Here is a 17,133-nt window from a genome sequence, read left to right on the forward strand (position 1 = left end):
GGTGCAGAACCCAGGTGGCAGGAGCTGGGCGGCGGGAGTCTGGGCGTTGGGAGAGGGCCCGGTTGCCGCTTCTGCCCGGGAGGCAGTGCCCGGTGGTCGACGTCCGACCCGGAGCCGCGAAGGACTGGGCCGCCGGGATCTCCCGGTGCCGTGCCGGTTCTCCCGGGGTCAGACGGACGCAGTGACCGGCAGGCCCGCCGCTCTCCACGCCTGGAAGCCGCCGATCAGGTCGGTGGCCCGGTAGAGGCCCAGACGGTGGAGGGACTCCGCGGCGAGGCTGGAGGCGTAGCCCTCGTTGCAGAGGACCACGACATGCAGGTCATGGCCGGTCGCCTCGGGCAGACGGTGGCTGCCGTGAGGGTCGAGGCGCCACTCCAGTTCGTTGCGCTCGACGATCACGGCACCGGGGACCAGGCCGTCACGGTCGCGCAGGGCGGCGTAGCGGATGTCGACAAGGAGGGTGTCACCGGTCCGGGCCGCCTCGTACGCCTCCTGGGGGGAGATGCGCTCGTAGCCGGTGCGGACGCGCTCCAGGAGTTCGTCTATACCGACGGGGCGCTCGGCGTGGCCGTTGGGGGTGGTCATCGTCGTGCCTCCGCCGGGATCGGGCCCAGGTGCTGTGCCGTCGGGGTGCTCACTGCCAGTCCTCGGGGCGCTCCACCTGCTCCAGGCGCAGGACCTGGCCGGTGCGGCTGTAGCGGCGGATGCGGGGGAGCGGGGGGTAGTAGGCGTGGACGGAGATCGCGTGGTCCTCGGTGGACTCGTTGAGGACCTCGTGGACGTGGTGGTGGCCGAAGGAGCGGCCCTTGCCGGCGGGCAGTCGGCGCTCCCGGTCGACGTCCTCGGACAGCTCCAGGGTCTTCCAGCCGTCGGTGGGCAGGCGGGCGGCGAGGGACTGCTCCTTCAGCTCGCCCCGGGCGGTGAGGAAGGCACCGACCGAGTCGGCGTGGTCGTGCCATCCGGTGCCGGTGCCGGGAGGCCAGCCGATCAGCCATGCCTCGCTGCCGCCGGGACCTTCCAGGCGTACCCAGGTCCGGCCCTCCGGGTCCAGGGGCAGGGAGGCGATCACATCGGCGTCGGCGGCGGTGCGGCGTACGAAATCGAGGAGGTCGGCCTGCGTCGGAGTCGCCGGAGCCGGGGCCGCGGCGTCGGTCGGCGTGGAGACAGCGGGGGTGGGCGAGAGAGACAAGGGTGCACCGTCCTGATGAGCGTTCGCGGGTCGCGCCGCGGCCTTGGGCGGCGGGCGCGAGAGGGAGGAGAAGCGAGTTCAGCAGGACGTGCGACACACGCAACCCGCGTAGCGGACCAGGTCCATATGGACCCTCCGCCACAGGTGCACACAGGTGTCGATCACGATTCGGAGTAGACCATGCCGCTTTCTCGGCGGTCAACTGGCAATCAGCATGCGGACGGTGCGGTGGGGTGGGGGTGCCGGTGTTGACGTGCGGAGGGCAGAGGGGCGGAGGGGAATGGGCGGCGGAGCGGGTGGAGCGGCGGGGGTGGGGAGGCTCGTGGCGATGGGTCGCGGTGGGTTGCGGTGCGTGGGGGATTGGGTGCGCGGAGTCGCTTCCAGGGTGGGCGGAGTCGTTCCCCGGGTGGGTGGGGGCGGGCCGTGGCGTCGACGCCTGCGGCCCGCTCCTCTCCTCAGCCCACCTTCGCCTTCCGCCTCAGCGCACCTTCGCCTCGGCGCCCTGCGCATCAGCGGCGGAGCCGGTGTCAGTGCCGGTGCCGGCACTCGCTGCGGAGCCGGTGCCAGGCCCGGACCCTGCGGGGGAGCCGGACCCTGCGCCGCGCCCGGACCCGGAGCCGCCCCCTGTGCCGCGCCCGCTTCCGGAACCGGCCGCGGGCTCCCCGGCAGCCGCCGAACCGCCGGCGACCTCCGATGCCTCACCTCGACCGGCCCTGTCGGGTGCCCCACGGTCACCGGCCGCCCCGGCTGCCCCACGGCTACCGGCTGTCCCCGCCGCCCCACGCCTACCGGCCGTCCCCGCAGTCTCACCCTTCCTGGAACTTCTGGGCCTCCTGGACTTCCCAGCCCCTCCAGCCCCTCCGGCATCCCCCTGCCTACCTGGCTGATCCGAGCCCTCCGAATCACCCGAGCCTCCAGGCCCTCCCGAGCCTCCCGAGCCTCCAGAACCCCCACGGCCCCCCGGCCCTCCCGAGCCCTCCGCCCCCTCCAGACCCCCCGGGCCCGAACCCTCGGAGCCCGAGCCCTCCGAGTCACCAGCCCCTCCAGCGGAGCCCCCTCCACCGGCGCCCTCCCCAGCGGAGCGCAACCCCACGGCCGCCTCCGCCGCCGCGTACAGGTCGGCCGGGCGGACGCCGCCCTGGGCCGTGACCAGGTGGCCGTCGGGGCGGATCAGCAGGACGCTGTGGGCGCCCGCGCCCGGGTAGCTCTCGGCGACCAGCAGTTCGGCGGGGTGGGGCAGCGCGGTCACGGCCGCCGCCAGCCGGGGCATGATCCCGGCGGTGACCCAGTGGCGGCGCTCCCAGACCCCCGTGCCCGGCGCGATCAGGACGACCAGGAGGCGGCCCCGGCCCAGCCGGTCGCGCAGTTGGACGGAGGAGCCATCCTCGGCGGTCACCCGGACGTCCACCACCGGCGCGCCGGGAGGCGTGTCCACCGGGACCTCCGCCTGGATGTGGCGCGGGGCGAGCGGCGAGTCCGGGTAGGCGCCCGGCGCGCCGAGAGGACCGCGGCCGAGGTGGGCGTCGGTGAGCAGGAGATCGTTGCCCCGGGTCGCGCCGGGCACGTAGGCGCGCAGGCCGCCCCCGCCGCGCAGCAGCGGCAGCGCCTGGTCGGCGGCGCGCAGCCGGGCGGCGATGGCCGTGCGCCGCTCGGCCTGGTAGCTGTCGAGCAGTGCCTCGTGCGGCCCGTGGTGCCAGGCCAGGGCGAGCTTCCAGGCGAGGTTGTCGGCGTCGCGCAGATTCTCGTCCAGCCCCTGGGTGCTGAACGCGCCGAGCAGATGCGCCGCGTCGCCCGCGAGGAAGACCCGGCCGACCCGCCAGCGCCGGGCCAGCCGGTGGTGGACGGTGTGCACACCGGTGTCCAGGAGGTCGTACGGCGGTGTCGTGCCGTCCTCCGTCCAGCCCGCCAGGGTCTCCCGGATCAGGGTCACCAGCAGTTCGGGGGTGACCAGGTCCTTGCCGGGGGGCAGCAGCCAGTCCACGCGCCAGACGCCGTCCGGGAGCGGCCGGGCGGTCACCTCCCCGCCCGAGGGCCACGAGGTCCGCCAGGGCGGCATCCGGTGCAGCAACGCCCGGTCCGGCCAGGGGAGTTCGGTGCGCAGCGCGGCCACGGCGTGCCGTTCCACCGCGGTGCGGCCCGGGAAGCGGATGTCCTGGAGTTTGCGGACGGTGGAGCGGGGGCCGTCGCAGCCGACCAGATAGCTGCCCCGCCACCAGGTGGGGCGCGGGCCGCGGGTGTGGGCGGTGACACCGGAGGGTTCCTGCTCGATGGTGTCCAGCCGACTCTCGGTGGCGATCTCCACCAGGGGTTCGCGGGCCAGGGCGGCGCGCAGGGCGCCGGTCAGGAGGTGCTGGGCGATGTGCAGCGGCGACGGTCCCGCGCTGCCGGGTCCCTCGGCACCGTCGGCACCGGCCCGGCCGTCGGCACCGGCCCGGCCGCTGTCCCGGCGGTCGCCCTCACCCGGGGCGCCACCCGGCTCGCGCCCGCCCCATCCGCCCCGCCCGTCCAGCCCTTCACCGCCGTACTCCCCGGGCTCCCCGTACTCGTCCCCGTACTCCTCCCTGTACTCGTCCCCGTATCCCTCCTCCTCGAATGCGATCTCGCGCATCACCTGTCTGCGCCGCATCGACCGCCATCCGGCCCAGTGGGCGCCGGCCCGGTCGAGGGGGAGGCCGGTGAGGCGGGTCAGGAGGGCGGCGGTGTCCTCGCGGAGCACGGCCGTGCGGGCGAGCCGGGGTTCGTCGGCGCCCGGGGTCTCGTCCAGGACGACGCACGGCACCTCCTGGCGGGCCAGCGCCAGGGCGAGCGTGAGCCCGACGGGCCCCGCGCCGACGATGATCACCGGGTCCACGACGCGGCGCCCCCTGCGCGCGAAGGTGTCCGGAGGGACATATGTGAACAGAAGGTGGGAGCAGGGTGCACGATCACAGAACGTATGCAACCCATTGCCAGTGCCCTCGTCAAGTGACAGGGGGCAGTGGCGATCATGCCACTGCCCCCTGGGTCACAGCAGGCTATTGACGGATCATCAGTCCGTCACCGGCCGGTCGCCCGGCCGGGGAGGGGCTCAGGTCGAACCGCTGTTGGCGCCCGTCCCGAACGTCCCGCCGACCTCCGCCGCGTTCAGCTCCTCCACCTGGTCCGCGCCGAGCACCGCGCCCGTGCTGCGCTTGCTGCGCCGCAGACGCTGCTCCAGCCAGCTCGCGAAGCTGGTCAGGATGAAGTTGAGGACGATGAAGATGATCGCGACGACGACGAAGCTGGGGATGACGTTGGCGTAGTTCGCGGCGAGGGTGCCGCGGGAGTTCAGCAGCTCGGTGAAGTTCAGCAGGACGCCGCCCAGCGCGGTGTCCTTCACGATCACGACGAGCTGGCTGACGATCGCCGGGAGCATCACGGTGACGGCCTGCGGCAGCAGGATGAACGTCATCGTCTGGCCCTTGCGCAGCCCGATCGCCTGCGCCGCCTCCGTCTGCCCCTTGGGCAGGGCGAGGATGCCGGCCCGCACGACCTCGGCCAGGACCGAGGCGTTGTAGAGCACCAGGCCGGTGACGACCGCGTACAGCGGCCGGTCGTCGCTGCTGATGCCCGAGAAGCCGACGTAGACCTCGTTGGCGAACAGCATCAGCAGCAGGACCGGGATGGCCCGGAAGAACTCGACCACCGCGCCCGCGGGGACCCGCACCCACTTGTGGTCGGACATTCGCGCTATGCCGAAGACCGCACCCAGCGGCAGGGCGATGACCACGCTCAGCGCCGCGGCCTTGAGGGTGTTGACGAGGCCGGGCAGCAGATAGGTGGTCCATGCCTCGCCCTGGGTGAACGGCTCCCAGAGCGCCCACTCCAACTGGCCCTTGTCGTCCAGGGTCTGCCACACCCACCACACCAGGACGGCGAGCAGGACGATGGACACCACCGAGAGGATGAGGTTGCGCACCTTGGCCCGGGGGCCGGGGGCGTCATAGAGGACGGAGGTCATCGCTTCACCGCCAGTCGCTTGCTCAGCCAGCCCAGGAGCAGACCCGTGGGCAGGGTGAGTACCAGGAATCCGAAGGCGAAGACCGCGCCGATCAGCAGGGTCTGGGCCTCGTTCTCGATCATTTCCTTCATCAGTAGCGCGGCCTCGGCGACGCCGATGGCGGCGGCCACAGTGGTGTTCTTGGTGAGCGCGATCAGGACGTTGGCGAGCGGGGCGATGACCGCCCGGAACGCCTGCGGCAGCACGATGAGCGTCAGGACCTGGAGGAAGCTCAGCCCCAGCGCGCGCGCCGCTTCGGCCTGCCCCACCGGCACGGTGTTGATGCCCGAGCGCAGTGCCTCGCAGACGAAGGCGGCGGTGTAGGCGGCCAGGCCGAGCACCGCGAGCCGGAAGCCCTGGAGCGCGAAGTCGTCGGGGGCGCCCATGGTCACGCCGAAGATGTCGGCGAGCCCGAGCGAGGTGAAGACGATGATCACCGTGAGCGGGATGTTCCGGACGATGTTCACATAGGCGACGGCGAAGCCGCGCATCAGCGGTACCGGGCTGACCCGCATGCCGGCCAGCAGCGTGCCCCAGACCAGGGAGCCGATGGCCGAGAAGAAGGTGAGCTGGACCGTCATCCAGAAGGCGCCCAGCAGGGTGGGGTCGTCGTAGGTGGAAAGAAAGTCGAACACGGTCTCCCGCACTTCCGGGTGGGTGACGAACGTGGCGGATCCGGCCCGACGCCGTGGTGGGGGGCGGCGGTGTGGGCCCGGGGTGTTCCGCGTCGGCCGCGGGCGTCCGCAGCAGGGGTGGACGCCCGCTCACTGATGGGCGGCGGCCTGCCGGTCGCCACCCATCGGATGCGCTCCGCGGCCCGGCCGCCCCGGGACACCGGGGACGGCCGGGCGGACGGCTACGAGACGACGTTGCCGATCGCCGGGGCGGGCTCGTTCTTGTACTCGGCCGGGCCGAAGTTGTCGGTGACGGCCTGCTGCCAGGCGCCGTCGCTGACCATCTTCTCCAGCGCCTCGTTGATGCTGTTCACGGTCGCGGTGTCACCCTTCTTGACGCCGATACCGTAGTTCTCGTTGCTCAGCTTCAGGTTGGTCAGCTTGAACTGCCCCTGGTACTGCTCCTGGGAGGCGAAGCCCGCGAGGATCGAGTCGTCGGTGGTCAGCGCGTCGACCGCACCGCTCTGGAGGCTGGAGATGCACTCCGAGTACGTGCTGCGCTGCTGGAGCTGCGCGTCCGGCGCGATCTCGTCCTTGACGTTCTGCGCCGACGTCGAACCGGTGACCGAACACAGCTTCTTGCCATTGAGGTCGGTGCCCTCGGCGATGTCCGAGTCGGCCTTGACCAGCAGGTCCTGGTGGGCGAGCAGATAGGGGCCGGCGAAGTCGACCTTCTCCTTGCGCTCGTCGGTGATCGAGTACGTCGCGGCGATGAACTTGACGTCCCCGCGGGCCAGCGCGTTCTCGCGGTCGGCGCTCTTGGTCTCGACCCACTCGATCTGGTCGGGCTCGAAGCCCAGCTCCCCGGCGACATAGGTCGCCACGTCCACGTCGAAGCCGGAGAAGTCGCCGCTCGGCTCCTTCAGGCCCAGACCGGGCTGGTCGTACTTGATGCCGATCTTGATCGTGTCGCCGCCACCGCTGCTGCTGGAGTCGGAGCCTGCGTCGCTGCTGCTGTCGTCGCCGCCGCACGCCGTCGCGGTCAGGGAGAGGACGAGGGCGGTGGCTGCCGCCGCGGTGGCCTTGCGGAGCTTCATGGTGAACATCCTTCGTGTGGTGAGGAGATGGCGTCCGTACGGTGGGGGATGGCGTCGTCTTCGTCGCGGTGGTGACGGCCCGTCAACGGGTCCGCCGAGCCGGGTCGGTGAGCGGCCGGGGGCGCGGTCGCTCAGTGGTGCGGATCTTCGACAGCAACGCTCAGTGGTGCAGGATCTTCGACAGGAAGTCCTTGGCGCGGTCACTGCGCGGGTTGTTGAAGAACTGGTCGGGTGTCGCCTCTTCCACGATCCGGCCGTCCGCCATGAAGACCACGCGGTTGGCGGCCGAACGGGCGAAGCCCATCTCATGGGTGACGACGATCATGGTCATGCCGTCCCGGGCGAGTTGCTGCATGACTTCCAGGACTTCGTTGATCATCTCCGGGTCGAGGGCCGAGGTGGGCTCGTCGAAGAGCATCACCTTCGGTCCCATGGCCAGTGCCCGCGCGATGGCGACGCGCTGCTGCTGGCCACCGGAGAGCTGGGCCGGGTACTTGTCCGCCTGACTGGCCACGCCCACCCGGTCGAGCAGTGCGCGCGCCTTCTCCTCGGCCGCCTGCTTGTCGGCCTTGCGCACCTTGATCTGACCGAGCATCACATTTTCCAGCACGGTCTTGTGCGCGAAGAGATTGAACGACTGGAAGACCATGCCGACATCGGCGCGCAGCCGGGCCAGCTCCCTGCCCTCGTGGGGCAGCGGCCGGCCGTCGATCGTGATCGAACCGGAGTCGATCGTCTCCAGACGGTTGATGGTGCGGCACAGGGTGGACTTACCCGACCCGGAGGGGCCGATCACCACGACGACTTCGCCGCGGTCGATCGTCAGTTCGATGTCCTGGAGCACGTGCAACGCGCCGAAGTGCTTGTTGACGCTCTTCAGGACGACCAGCTCGCCGGTCGCGGCCCTATCGTCCTTGGCCACCGATACTTCGGTCATCGCTTACTGGCTCCGTCCTCCTCGGTTGCGGAGGACAGTAACCAGCCCGTGCGATCAGCGTCAGCACATCTGAGGCGAATTTGAGTATCACGAAACGACTACGGCCCGGCTCCGGCCCGACACGCCGTGTAACAGGCGACCGCGACCCTGTTTCGTCCGCGTAACGGTACCCATGAACCCCCGGAACCCCCTTGACGGCACTGTCGCCGATCGGCGTGACTGCCAGGGTGCACGCGCGCGTGCGCGGGGGAACCACGCGCGCGACACGGCCCACGGGGGCCGCCGCACGGAGGGCTTCGGCCATAGCTGAAGATCCGCTCGCCGGATCTTTCTAACCGTCGGGACCGTACACGCGATGAACCGAAGGAGGCCGGGATGCGACTGCTCCTTGTCGAGGACGACAACCATGTGGCCGCCGCGCTGTCCGCGATCCTCGCCCGGCACGGCTTCGACGTCACCCACGCCCGCAACGGCGAGGAGGCCCTCAGGGCCCTGGTCCCCGAGGGCGCCGGATTCGGCGTCGTCCTGCTCGACCTCGGACTGCCCGACCAGGACGGCTACGAGGTCTGCGGCAAGATCCGCAAACGCACCAGCACCCCGGTGATCATGGTCACCGCGCGCTCCGACGTCCGCTCCCGCATCCACGGCCTCAACCTCGGCGCCGACGACTATGTGGTCAAGCCGTACGACACCGGCGAACTGCTCGCCCGGATCCACGCCGTCAGCCGCCGCACCGTCCACGAGGACCCGGCCGCCGGCGGCGACGGGGCCCTGCACCTCGGCCCGGTCCGGATCGACCTGCCCACCCGGCAGGTCACCGTCGACGGAACGCCGGTCCCGCTGACCCGCAAGGAGTTCGATCTGCTCGCCCTGCTCGCCCAGCGCCCCGGGGTCGTCTTCCGCCGGGAACAGATCATCAGCGAGGTGTGGCGCACCAGTTGGGAGGGGACCGGGCGCACCCTGGAGGTCCATGTGGCCTCCCTGCGCGCCAAGCTGCGCATGCCGGCCCTGATCGAGACCGTACGCGGCGTGGGCTACCGGCTCGTCGCCCCGGCCGCCTAGCGGGCCCGGTGCGCACCCGGCTGCTCCCGCTGCTGATCGTCCTGATGGCGGCCGTCCTGCTCGCCCTCGGAGTGCCGCTCGCCGTGAGCATGGCCTCCGCCGAGCAGCAGCGGGTGGTCGTGGACCGGATCGACGACACCGCGTTCTTCGCGGCCGTCGCCCAGTTCACCGCCCCGTCAGCGACCGATACGGTCGACCAGCGCCAGGAGATCCTCGACACCGAACTCGACGCCTACCACCAGGTGTACGGCATCCGTGTCGGGGTCTTCTACGTTGACGAGAACGTCATGTCCCGCGCACCCGAGAAGTGGCGGCTGCCGGAGGAGGGCGAACTGCGGGACGCCTACGCCGAGGCGCTGCTCAGCCGCCGCAGCGACGACCCCGAGCAGGTCTGGCCCTGGCAGAGCCGGCGGCTCGTGGTCGCCTCGCCGGTCATCCGGGACGGCGATGTCGTCGCCGTCGTGGTCACCGACTCGCCGACGGACCAGCTCCGGGACCGCATCCTGAGGTCCTGGCTGGTGATCGGCGCCGGGCTGATGGCGGCGATGCTGCTGGCCGTCGGCGCCGCGCTGCGGCTGACCGGCTGGGTGCTGCGCCCCGTACGGATCCTGGACGCGACCACCCATGACATCGCCACCGGGCGGCTGAAGTCACGGGTCGCGGTCGGGGGCGGACCGCCGGAACTCCGGCGGCTGGCCCGGTCGTTCAACGAGATGGCGGACAACGTCGAGGATGTGCTGGAGCAGCAGCGGGCCTTCGTCGCCGACGCCTCGCACCAGTTGCGCAACCCCCTCGCCGCGCTGCTGCTGCGGATCGAGTTGCTCGCCTTCGAACTGCCCGAGGGCAACGCGGAGATCGCCTCGGTGCAGACCGAGGGCAAGCGCCTGGCCCAGGTGCTGGACGACCTCCTCGACCTGGCGCTCGCCGAGCACGCCGAGGCCGATCTCCGGCTGACCGACATCGGCGCGCTCACCGCCGAGCGGGTCGCCGCCTGGGCGCCCACGGCCGACGCCAAGGGCGCGCTGCTCACCGGCGACTGCCCGGCCACCACCGGCTGGGCCGACCCCGTCACGTTGTCCAGCGCGCTGGACGCGGTGATCGACAACGCGCTGAAGTTCACCCCGGGCGGCGAGGCCGTGACCGTCACCGTGGCCTCCAACGGCGACAGCGTCACCATCGTCGTCGCCGACCGCGGGCCCGGCCTCACCGATGAGGAACTCTCGCGGGTCGGCGACCGTTTCTGGAGAAGCGGACGCCATCAGAACATCAAGGGTTCGGGCCTCGGCCTCTCCATCTCCCACGCCCTGCTCGCCGCAGGCGGCGGCTCCCTCACCTACGGCCATCACGCCCCGCACGGCCTGAAGGTGACGGTACGGGTGCCTCGGGGTGGGCCGGGGGTGTGAGCCGGGCCCGCCGGATGGCTTGGGGGGTCTGGACTCGTCGCATGGCCCGGGGTCAGGGGGGCAGGGGTCCGACGCCCGGGGGTGGGGGCAAGAGGCGTGGGTCAGGGGTCAGGGGTCAGGGTTTCACTGAGCGGTAGTAGCGGCGGGCGCCCGCGTGCAGGGTGAGGGGCTCGGTGTAGATCGCGGTCCGCACATCCACCAACTGGGCCGAGTGCACATGGTTGCCGATGACATCGCGGCTGTCGATGACGGTCCGGGTGAGCCATTCGGTGACCCGGGGATCCATGTCCTTGCGGGTGATCAGCAGATTGGAGACCGCCATGGTGGCCACCGGCTCGGACTGGATGTCCTTGTACGCGGACTTCGGCATGGTGGTGGCCCGGTAGTAGCTCATGCCCTCGTCGGCGGAGTGCAGCTTCGCCACGAACTCCGGCTCCAGGGGCACGACGGCGAACCGATAGGTCTCCGCCAGCCTGAGCAGCCCCTCCGTCGGCAGCCCGCCCGACCAGAAGAACGCGTCGATGTCACCGCTCTGGAGCCGGCCCGGCGCGGTGTCGATCCCGTCGGCCATGGCGTCGACCTCGACCCCGGCCGCCTCCAGCACCCGGTCCGCTATCAGCCGCACCCCGGAGCGCAGCGGTCCGACCGCCACCCGCTTGCCGTTCAGATCCGCGACGCTGTCGATGCCCCGGTCGGGCCGGACGACGATATGCACATAGTCGTCGTACAGCCGGGCCACCCCGCGCAGTTCAGCGGCGCCCGGCTCGTCCGCCAACTGGTACGACTGCACCGCGTCGGCCGCGGCGATGGCGAAGTCGGCCTCGCCGGTCGCCACCCGCTGCACGTTCTGCTGGGAGCCGTCGCTGTTCTGGAGCGCGATGTCGAGATCCGGCATGTCCCGGTCCAGCTCGGCCCGCAGCAGCTCGCCGTACTTCTGGTAGACGCCCAACGGGGTGCCGGTGCTCAGGGTGATCGTCCCGCCCGGCGGCTCCTCGCCCAGCGGCATCAACCACCACAGCAGCAGCCCCAGGACGACGACCCCGGCGGCCGTGCCCTGAAGCGCCCGGCCCCGGCCGATCCGCGCGAACAGCTTGGACATACGAGCGATCCTGCCAGCCGGTGGGGTGGGGTGACCAGGATCGGAATCACAACGAGACCTGTCGGGAGCGTGGGCGCTCCGCTGGGTTCTGGGGGTTGCCCGGGGGTGGGGGTGCCCTTTCGGGGGTGAAGGGCTGGGGGTGGGGTTGATTTCGGGGGTGTGGGGTCGGGGGCTGGGGGTGGTGTCGGGGGCAAGGGGTCGGGGAGTGAGGGCGTTGCCGGGGGCGGGAGATCGGGGGCGGGGGCGTTGTCAGTGGGGGCGGTTACATTCTGTGTATGAGTGATTCGCCTGCCGCGCTGGTCCATGAGTTCCACCACGCCTTCGGGCTGGATGCCCGCAGTGCTCCCGCCGAGGTCTCCCCGGAGTTGGCGGCCCACCGGGGTGAGCTGTTGGCCGAGGAGGCGGCGGAGGTCGCCGAGGTGGCGGTCGGGGGCCCGCTCGACCGGCTCGCGCACGAACTGGCGGATGTGGTGTACGTCGCCTATGGCACCGCTCTGGTGCACGGCATCGATCTGGACGCGGTCATCGCCGAGATCCACCGCTCGAACATGACCAAGCTCGGTCCGGACGGTGAGGTCGCCCGCCGTGCGGACGGCAAGGTGCTGAAGGGGGAGCACTACGAGGCCCCGGACATCTCCGCGGTGCTGCGCCGCCAGGGCTGGAACCCGGGCGGCGCATGAGGGGGGACGGGGACGTGACAGGGGAGGGCGTTATGCGGTGCCGCCGGAGGCCAGTCTCCATTCCCGGTGCAGGGTGCCCAGCGGGAGATCGTGGCGGAGCACGGGCGTGCCGAAGACGGAGAGCTGGAGACGCAGGGTGCCCTTGAGGTCCACGCCGCCCAGGACGGCCCAGGCGGGTGGAGTGGGCGGGGTGCCCGAGGTGCCTGCCGTGGCCTCGGCGCGGAGGTACGGGGCGAGGTCGGCCAGGACACCGACGGAGCCGTAGAGGCCGACCCCGGCCTCGGCGCCGACGGCGGCCCGGACCTTTCCGGCGGCGGTGACGGACGTCCTGACCGGGGTGCCGGTCAGCTCCGCGGCGGCGACCGGGATCCAGCCCCGGCCGGGACCGAAGGTGCCGCCCGCCTCGAAGTCGCCGTCGAGGCGCTGCTCCAGATCGACGGTGACACCGCCGTCGCCGCTGATCTCCAGATAGCAGGTGAGGTCGAGAGTGACCACGACCGGGACGGGGCCCACCTGGAGGACGGGGGCGGAGCGCAGTTCGGCGAACGGGATCCGCAGCGGTGACCGGGTGACGGCCGCCCGGCCCTTCAGGGCCCAGCCGGACATCCAGTCGCCGGAGACGCCGAGACGGGCGGAGGCGGGGGCGGAGCCGGTGCCCGTGCCGTCGTAGCGGAAGTCGATCTGCGGGGCGATCTGGACGAAGCCGGAGATCGATGCTTTCGCGGATGCCGGGCCGGAGACGGAGACGGAGGCGGGGTCGGGCGCCGGGGTGGAGGCGGGGGTGGGTGCTGCACCGGGGGTGGTGGCCGGGAGGTCGGCGCGGACGTCGAGCCGCAGACTGCCCAGTGGGACGGTGGCGCCCTCGGGGCCGACGCGGACCTCGCCCGTCGTCGCCCAGGAGACCTCGACATCGGGGAGGAGCGGGTCGATCTCGAAGGAGGAGGGGTCGACGGGGACAGTGCCGTCGGCGGTGTCGTCGCCGAGCACGGCGTCGAGGGTGGCGGGTTCGGTCTCGACCTCGGTGCCGCGCGCGGTGGTCTCGCCGACCTCGGTGATCCGGGCGAGCAGGCCGTCGGGGGCACCGGGGGCCGGGGCGCTGGCGATCACGTCGCCCACGGCCGGGGGGTTCGGCATCGGCCGGGCGGGGGTGCGGCTGCCGCCGGCAGTTCCGGTGCCGTCGACTCCGTTGCTGTCCCTGTCCTTGTTCCCGGGGCCGTCGGCTCTGTTGTCGTTCCCGTCCTTGTTCCCGGGGCCGCCGACTCTGCTGCCGTTCCCGCCCTCGTTCCCGTTCGCGTCCTCGTCGCCTCTCTTCGGCGGGGCGATCACCGCGCTGCCGGTCCGGCTGTCGTAGGAGGCCACCTTGAGGGTGCTTCGGCGGGTCACGCCGCTGTCGTCCGGGCCGGAGGGGGTGGCGGTGGCGGCCGGGGTGCCGGGCGGGGCGGCGGCGACGGCCAGGGAGTGTTCGGCGGCGGTGGCCGTCGCCGCCGTGGGGGTCCCGGTGGTGAGGGCGGGGGCGGGGGTGTCGGGCGACGGTGGGGGAGCGGAGCAGCCGGTGGCGAGGAGGAGGGCGGTCAAGGTCAGGGCGGGTATCAGGGCACGCGAGTGCCCGGGGCGTCTGCGCAAGGTGAGTCCTGGGGAGGTGGGGGTGCGGGAGGAGAGGGCCGCGGCGGGGCACGGCGGGGACGCCGCCCCGCGTAGCGGCCAGTCGACCCTACTCGTCGGTAATGAGGCATGAGCATGCCATGGAGGGAGGGGGTCGGGGTCCTCGTCCCGCGATGTTGTAGAAGTGACCTGGATCACCGGGGGGTTGGGGATGGGAAGCGCGGAGGGCCGGACACGCTCGGCGCGTCCGGCCCTCCGTGGGGGCTGCGAGGGCCCCGGGGGGCCTCTTCCGTTCTCCCGGTCAGTCGCCGACAGGCTCCCGTTCCGGTGCGGTCGGCTGCTTCGCCGGCTCCCGGCGGGCCGCGCGACGGCCGGTCCAGTAGGTGGCCAGGGGCTCGGTGTAGCGGGCCGTCAGGGGGCCGACGACGACCAGGATCAGGACGTAGGCCGTGGCCAAGGGGCCCAGGGACGGTTCGATGCCGGCCGTCACCGCGAGACCGGCGATGACGATGGAGAACTCGCCTCGGGCGACCAGGGCGCCGCCCGTGCGCCAGCGGCCCTTGGCCGGGATACCGGCCCGTCTGGCGGCGTAGTAGCCGGTGGCGATCTTGGTGAGGGCGGTGATGACGGCGAGGGCCAGGGCGGGCAGCAGGACCGGCGGGATGCTGGCGGGGTTGGTGTGCAGACCGAAGAACACGAAGAAGACGGCCGCGAAGAGATCGCGCAGCGGGCTCAGCACGGTGTGGGCGCCCTCGGCGACCTCGCCGGACAGCGCGATGCCGACCAGGAACGCGCCGACGGCGGCCGACACCTGGAGTTCCTGCGCCACACCGGCCACCAGGATGGTGAGCCCGAGGACCACGAGGAGGAGTTTCTCCGGGTCGTCGCTGGAGACGAACCGGGAGATCACCCGGCCGTAGCGCAGGGCGACGAAGAGGACCAGACCGGCCACGCCCAGCGCGATGGCCAGCGTGACGCTGCCCGCCGCGAGGCTGACGCCCGCCACCACGGCCGTCACGATCGGCAGATAGACCGCCATCGCCAGATCCTCAAGGACCAGGATGCTGAGGATCACCGGGGTCTCCCGGTTGCCGATCCGGCCCAGATCGCCTAGCACCTTGGCGATCACACCCGAGGACGAGATCCAGGTCACGCCCGCGAGGACGACGGCGGCGACCGGACCCCAGCCGAGCAGCAGCGCGGCGACGGCGCCGGGCAGGGCGTTGAGGGTGAAGTCGACCAGACCGGAGGGATAGTGGGCCTTGAGGTTGGAGACCAGATCGCTGGCCGAGTACTCCAGCCCGAGCATCAGCAGCAGCAGTATGACGCCGATCTCGGCGCCGATGGCGATGAACTCCTCGCTGGCGCCGAGCGGCAGCAGCCCGCCCTCGCCGAAGGCCAGTCCCGCCAGCAGATAGAGGGGTATCGGGGAGAAGCTCAGCCGCGCGGCCATCCGGCCGAGCAGGCCGAGGCCGAGAATGATGGAGCCGAACTCGATGAGCAGGACCGCGGAGGAATGCACCCGTTCACTCCCGCCCGAGTATCGCCGCGGCAGCGTCGACGCCCTCGCGGGTGCCGATGACGATCAAGGTGTCACCGCCCGCGAGCCGGAAGTCGGGGGTCGGGGACGGGATGGCCTCCGCCCGGCGCAGCACGGCCACCACGGACGCCCCGGTCTCGGTGCGGATCCGGGTCTCGCCGAGCACCCGGCCGTTCCAGTGCGAGGCGGAGGTCACCTCGATCCGCTCGGCGACGAGTCCGAGATCGGTGGTGTAGAGGAGGCTGGCGCTGGTGTGCGACGGCTTCAGCGCGTCGATCAGCGAGCCCGCCTCGGCGCTGGACAGCCGCAGCGACTGGGCGCAGGAGTCGGGGTCGTCGGTGCGGTAGACGTTCACCGTCCGGGCGCCGTCGCGGTGGGCGACGACGGACAGGTGCCGGTGTTCCTTGGTGATCAGGTCGTACTGGACCCCGATGCCCGGCAACGGCGTCGCCCTCAGGCGTGGAGCGGACACGATCTCTTCTTCTCCCTCATACATGGAGCGTGTGTTGGGCGGTGGTGCGGGTGTGCGGATCGACTTCGGCGGCGCCGCCATGCTGCCACCCTCGCATACCGTGGCGACATGGGTGTTGTGACGGATATACGGGACCCGCGGCCCACGGCGAGGCTGTGGGCGGCGCGGACGTGCCGTCGGGTCGGCCGGATCAGTCGGGCCGGCCGGATCAGCAGGATCAGCCGGGCCGGTCGGATCAGTCGGGTCACAGGGAGCGGGAGCGGGAGCGGGGCCGGGAACGTGTCGCTGTTCTGGCGGATCTTCTCGCTCAACTCCGCCGCCCTGATCGTGGCGGCGGCGCTGCTGCTCGGCCCGGTCACCGTCTCCACCCCGGTCCTGCTCGGCGAGGCCCTGGTGGTGGGCGCCGGGCTGGTGGTGCTGCTGGTCGCCAACGCCCTGGTCCTGCGGGTCGGCCTCGCCCCCCTGAAGCGGCTGGGCCGCTCCATGGCCACCGCCGATCTGCTGCGCCCCGGCGCCCGCGCGGATGTCGCCGGCCCGGCGGAGACGGCCGGGCTGATCACCACGTACAACACGATGCTGGACCGGCTGGAGAGTGAGCGGGCCGGGAGTGCGGTGCGGGCGCTGTCCGCGCAGGAGCGCGAGCGGCACCGGATCGCCCGGGAACTGCACGACGAGGTGGGGCAGACCCTGACCGCGGTGCTGCTCCAGCTCAAGCGGGTCGCCGACCGGGTCCCCGGTGAGCTGCGCGAGGAGGTCGAGCAGGCCCAGGAGGCCACCCGCGCCGGGCTGGACGAGATCCGGCGGATCGCCCGCAGGCTGCGCCCCGGGGTCCTCGACGAACTGGGGCTGGTCAGCGCGTTGCGGTCGCTCGCCGGGGAGTTCACCGGACAGGGGCTGACCGTCCGTCCCGACCTCACCGGCGAACTGCCCCCGCTGACCCGCGAGACCGAACTCGTGCTCTACCGGGTCGCCCAGGAGGCCCTGACCAACACCGCCCGGCACTCCGGCGCCGACCGCGCCGCGCTCCGGCTGCGTGTACGGTCCGACGCCGTCGAACTGACCGTCCGCGACAACGGCCGCGGTCTCGGCGGGGCCCCCGAGGGCGCGGGGATCGCCGGGATGCGCGAGCGGGCGCTCCTGGTCGGCGCCGCGCTCACGCTCACCTCGGGGGCGGACGGGCGCGGGACGGAGGTGGGGCTGCGGGTTCCGGTGGGGGACGGGGCGGTGGACGGGATCGTGGATGGGGCGGCGGGCAGGACGGTTGACCGGATGGTGGACGGGACGGCCGGTGGTCCCCGGGGTGTCTCCGTCGGCGGGGCGCCGTCGCGGGGGCCGGGCGCGTCCGGGGGCGGGCGATGACCGCCGGGTCGGGCCAGGCCCAGGCCCCGGTGCCGGCGTCGGCGCAGGCCCAGGCCCCGGC

Annotated in this window: 16 protein-coding genes; 4 read left to right on the forward strand and 12 right to left on the reverse strand. The window is 72.2% G+C overall.

Annotated elements, in window-relative coordinates; all coding sequences use genetic code 11:
* Positions 1-168: 168 nt before the first annotated feature.
* From AB0O01_RS33585 to AB0O01_RS33620, 8 genes are all read right to left on the reverse strand, one after another.
* Positions 169-585, reverse strand: coding sequence for a rhodanese-like domain-containing protein (locus tag AB0O01_RS33585; RefSeq protein WP_365319459.1), 417 nt, complete (start codon positions 583-585; stop codon positions 169-171).
* A 49-nt stretch (positions 586-634) separates the two neighbouring features.
* Positions 635-1,189, reverse strand: a complete 555-nt coding sequence (locus tag AB0O01_RS33590; RefSeq protein ID WP_365319461.1) for a cysteine dioxygenase — start codon at positions 1,187-1,189, stop codon at positions 635-637.
* A gap of 78 nt (positions 1,190-1,267) precedes the next feature.
* On the reverse strand, positions 1,268-1,315 hold the full coding sequence (locus AB0O01_RS33595) for a hypothetical protein (protein ID WP_365319592.1): 48 nt from the start codon (positions 1,313-1,315) through the stop codon (positions 1,268-1,270).
* Between the two features lie 352 nt (positions 1,316-1,667).
* A complete protein-coding gene (locus AB0O01_RS33600) occupies positions 1,668-4,040 on the reverse strand; it encodes an FAD-dependent monooxygenase (protein WP_365319463.1) in 2,373 nt (790 codons plus the stop codon).
* A 216-nt stretch (positions 4,041-4,256) separates the two neighbouring features.
* Positions 4,257-5,168, reverse strand: a complete 912-nt coding sequence (locus tag AB0O01_RS33605) for an amino acid ABC transporter permease (RefSeq protein WP_365319465.1) — start codon at positions 5,166-5,168, stop codon at positions 4,257-4,259.
* Positions 5,165-5,842, reverse strand: coding sequence for an amino acid ABC transporter permease (locus AB0O01_RS33610; RefSeq protein ID WP_365319594.1), 678 nt, complete (start codon positions 5,840-5,842; stop codon positions 5,165-5,167). The genes AB0O01_RS33605 and AB0O01_RS33610 overlap by 4 nt, the downstream gene beginning before the upstream one ends.
* Positions 5,843-6,063: 221 nt before the next feature.
* Entirely contained in the window at positions 6,064-6,918 is an 855-nt protein-coding gene (locus tag AB0O01_RS33615) for a glutamate ABC transporter substrate-binding protein (protein WP_365319467.1), read from the reverse strand.
* A 160-nt stretch (positions 6,919-7,078) separates the two neighbouring features.
* Positions 7,079-7,855 (reverse strand): amino acid ABC transporter ATP-binding protein, encoded by a 777-nt coding sequence (locus AB0O01_RS33620; protein WP_365319469.1) that lies wholly within the window; start codon positions 7,853-7,855, stop codon positions 7,079-7,081.
* 375 nt (positions 7,856-8,230) lie between these two features.
* On the opposite strand from AB0O01_RS33620, the gene AB0O01_RS33625 reads away from it, so the two are divergent.
* Both AB0O01_RS33625 and AB0O01_RS33630 read left to right on the forward strand, forming a co-directional pair.
* Positions 8,231-8,917: a response regulator transcription factor gene (locus AB0O01_RS33625; RefSeq protein WP_365319471.1), complete on the forward strand. Its 687-nt coding sequence runs from the start codon at positions 8,231-8,233 to the stop codon at positions 8,915-8,917.
* Between the two features lie 8 nt (positions 8,918-8,925).
* Positions 8,926-10,320 carry a HAMP domain-containing sensor histidine kinase gene (locus AB0O01_RS33630; protein ID WP_365319472.1) on the forward strand — a complete coding sequence of 465 codons (1,395 nt, stop codon included), beginning with the start codon at positions 8,926-8,928 and terminating at the stop codon, positions 10,318-10,320.
* Between the two features lie 115 nt (positions 10,321-10,435).
* On the opposite strand, the gene AB0O01_RS33635 is transcribed toward AB0O01_RS33630, so the two are convergent.
* A complete protein-coding gene (locus AB0O01_RS33635; RefSeq protein WP_365319474.1) occupies positions 10,436-11,419 on the reverse strand; it encodes a TAXI family TRAP transporter solute-binding subunit in 984 nt (327 codons plus the stop codon).
* A gap of 275 nt (positions 11,420-11,694) precedes the next feature.
* On the opposite strand from AB0O01_RS33635, the gene AB0O01_RS33640 reads away from it, so the two are divergent.
* Entirely contained in the window at positions 11,695-12,099 is a 405-nt protein-coding gene (locus AB0O01_RS33640; RefSeq protein WP_365319476.1) for a MazG nucleotide pyrophosphohydrolase domain-containing protein, read from the forward strand.
* Between the two features lie 30 nt (positions 12,100-12,129).
* Here AB0O01_RS33640 and AB0O01_RS33645 read toward each other — a convergent pair whose 3' ends face one another.
* The 3 genes from AB0O01_RS33645 to AB0O01_RS33655 all read right to left on the reverse strand — a co-directional run bounded on the left by AB0O01_RS33645 (position 12,130) and on the right by AB0O01_RS33655 (position 15,713).
* Complete coding sequence (locus AB0O01_RS33645; RefSeq protein ID WP_365319477.1) at positions 12,130-13,674, reverse strand: hypothetical protein; 1,545 nt, start codon at positions 13,672-13,674, stop codon at positions 12,130-12,132.
* A 328-nt stretch (positions 13,675-14,002) separates the two neighbouring features.
* Entirely contained in the window at positions 14,003-15,223 is a 1,221-nt protein-coding gene (locus tag AB0O01_RS33650; RefSeq protein ID WP_365319479.1) for a cation:proton antiporter, read from the reverse strand.
* Between the two features lie 4 nt (positions 15,224-15,227).
* Positions 15,228-15,713 (reverse strand): TrkA C-terminal domain-containing protein, encoded by a 486-nt coding sequence (locus AB0O01_RS33655; RefSeq protein WP_365319481.1) that lies wholly within the window; start codon positions 15,711-15,713, stop codon positions 15,228-15,230.
* Between the two features lie 279 nt (positions 15,714-15,992).
* On the opposite strand from AB0O01_RS33655, the gene AB0O01_RS33660 reads away from it, so the two are divergent.
* On the forward strand, positions 15,993-17,072 hold the full coding sequence (locus AB0O01_RS33660; RefSeq protein ID WP_365319483.1) for a sensor histidine kinase: 1,080 nt from the start codon (positions 15,993-15,995) through the stop codon (positions 17,070-17,072).
* Positions 17,073-17,133: the final 61 nt, after the last annotated feature.

The sequence above is a fragment of the Streptomyces sp. NPDC093252 genome, assembly GCF_040683675.1.
Lineage (GTDB): Bacteria > Actinomycetota > Actinomycetes > Streptomycetales > Streptomycetaceae > Streptomyces.